The sequence below is a fragment of the Bacteroides acidifaciens genome (genome assembly GCF_024623065.1).
Lineage (GTDB): Bacteria > Bacteroidota > Bacteroidia > Bacteroidales > Bacteroidaceae > Bacteroides > Bacteroides acidifaciens.
Window position 1 is genome coordinate 1 of the sequence record NZ_JANJZR010000156.1, and the last position, 2702, is coordinate 2702.

Annotated in this window: 2 protein-coding genes; both read right to left on the reverse strand. The window is 44.9% G+C overall.

Annotated elements, in window-relative coordinates:
- Positions 1–282: 282 nt before the first annotated feature.
- Entirely contained in the window at positions 283–1686 is a 1404-nt protein-coding gene (locus NSB03_RS20310) for an alkaline phosphatase (protein ID WP_024988863.1), read from the reverse strand.
- Between the two features lie 57 nt (positions 1687–1743).
- A complete protein-coding gene (locus tag NSB03_RS20315) occupies positions 1744–2598 on the reverse strand; it encodes a phosphodiester glycosidase family protein (protein WP_257466619.1) in 855 nt (284 codons plus the stop codon).
- Positions 2599–2702: the final 104 nt, after the last annotated feature.

Consider the following 2702-nt stretch of genomic DNA (forward strand, 5'->3'; position numbering starts at 1 on the left):
AGAAAGGGAGACTTTTTATTGTGTGGACTATTATTTAAATTGAGGAAAAAGATGAGGGGGGCTTTTTAGTCAGCCCCGCAGTTGTCTAAGTAGCCGACTCCAGTCAGCTAAGTGGCCGACTCCAGTTGTCGATTAATAAATCAACGTCAAAATCGCCATATAGAGCCGACATTATGTAGTATCCAGCCATATATTTCATATTCAATATTGGCTTGGTTCATTTTCATGCGGGGTTCCTCTAACTCGAATAGTGCCTCACATTCTTGCTTGACAAACCTCTCCCTATTTGATAAGGAACAACTTCCGCAGAACATTAGCCATATCCGTATTGTCTCTCCTGCCCGAATAAAGAACAGCCTGCTTGCCTATCGCATACAATGGCACGGGTGCTCCCGTATGAGTTTTAGTTGTCCATCCCAATGACGCCTTCTTATCCAATAAGGCAATGGCAGCCACCGCTAAAGGTTCATCTTTTGCGTAAAGGCTGACCACATCTTTCGACTTCTTCTTCAAGAAAGACTCTTCGTAGCAAACCAATAATTCAAGTTCTTCACGCGGAGTAATCTTAATTTGTTCCCAAAAGCCCAGGTTCTTTCTCAAGAACGCTTTCATGTCTTCCCACGAAGGAATCATCTTTCCACTTTTCATTTCACGCATAGCAGCAGTCAAGGCTTCTTGTGAACACTTCTGATATTGAAGCAAGTCGATATTCAAGTTCATATCAGAGTTGCCCAGTCCAAGACCGCCTGTTTCGTGGTCGGCGGTCACTAATATCAATGTCTCGTTCGGATGCTTTTTGTAGAAATCATAAGCCAAACGGATACATTGGTCGAAGTCAATGGTTTCTTTCACAACAGCGCCACCGTCATGGGCATGGGCCGCCCAATCTATTTTTCCTCCTTCTACCATCATAAAGAAACCCTTCTTCGCGGTTTCCTGAAAATTAGCAAGGCAAGCTTTTGTCAAATCAGGCAAACTCAAGTCTTTGCCGGAACGGTCCATCGCATATTTCAAGCTTTTGCTCACTGTGTCAGTTGGGAAGAGGAGAATTTTATCCTTTGCAGCAGCACGGTTATAAGCGTCCATTCCACGAAACATCGTATAGCCTTTCTGATTGAACAGGTCGTAAAGGCAAGGTGCCGAAGGATTCCGCTTGCTGCGAGGTTCAAGTAATCCTGCCCCACCGAAAAAATCGAAACCGGAATTGGCGGCATCCACTCCTATTTCGTAATACATAGAACGGTCGGGCTGTGAAGCATAGAATCCACCGGGGGTAGCGTGGTCGATAGAGGCAGAAGTGACTATTCCTATTTTATAACCCTTATCTTTCAGTCGGCGTGCCAGGGATTTTAACCCGTGATTCTTTTCCGCATCCATTCCGATTACATAGTTCGTCGTTTTTTCTCCGGTAGCCAAAGCGGTAGCCGCGGCGGATGAACACGTAATCAAGTGAGAAGCCGAGCGCGTGCATACCTGAGTCAATACAGGAAAAGTAGGGAATAACAGCGAGCGTTCTCCCGTATCTGTTCCTACTTTCTCCGCATAAATTTGGGTTGCTTCCACATGGTTGAATCCCATGCCGTCACCGATAAACAAGAAGATATATTTGGGGATTTGTGCTCCGTTTACAACGACACTGCACAGTAATAATAACCCCAACAGGGAGCATCTTAAAAGTTTCTTCATTTCATTTTCCATTTTATTCGCAGCTTCAAACCGTGCGATAGCTGATAAATAATAAGGTTATTCATAAACATAAATGATGTTGGGCACTCCACGTTCTCCGGCATGGTCGAAACGTTTATTATCACAAGGATAATTGACAACGCCATTATCCGGTGCTCCCGACAGCCATAATGTTGTGGAACCGCCACCATCCAGGTTCAATGCATCCTTACCGCCTAATATTCGAAGTAGGTGTGCCAGTTCGGGGATATTCACCCCTTCGGCACGCCTCGGGAAACGTCCGTTCACCGTGACAAGCAGTATTTTTCCGTCCTTTGTCATGCAAACAGCACTACGGGGATGCTTGGTCCGGACAAAGTCCCTTCCACACAAGCTCCAGTCGCATACCCGACCGTCTTTTAATAATAACGGTCCGGATGCCAATATTGTACCCACCTTTCGCTTATATTTTTTCTCAATCTGTCTGTTCCAGGGAATCAGCTTCATCTTTCCTTTCCGTTCGTAAACGGCTCCCGTGACACGTAGTTTAAACTCGTTTATCGTTGTCGTATCAATCACTTGCCTGCCTGTTTTCAGGAAACAGACAGAATTCCCATGCTTCATATCAAAATAAGAACCATTGATTGCCGCAAGCGCATGATGTTCGGAAGCTATCCGGCTTGTCTTTTTCATACCGTCCGATAGGGCAATACCCGCCTTCATCCCTTTGCCGGGGTCAATCTCTATCAGGTTGATAACTTGGGGGCACTGATAAAGCTGAGGTATAGACGCACTCTTGTGGATAATTCCTTTTTGAGCATGTATTATCTCCCATTGTGCGGAAACGATTGCCAAAGAATCTGATGCAGTCTGCCCTTTCAATGTTCCGACGGAACAAAGAGCTAAGACAAGGATAACGAAGTATTTTCTCATTGTAAACAGACAGATAAATGTGTTAAGTTAAGTAACTAATCAAAATTAAGCAGCATTATGTTTAAGTTTAATACCCAAGGTATCCCCGACAGCCGCCAATGCCC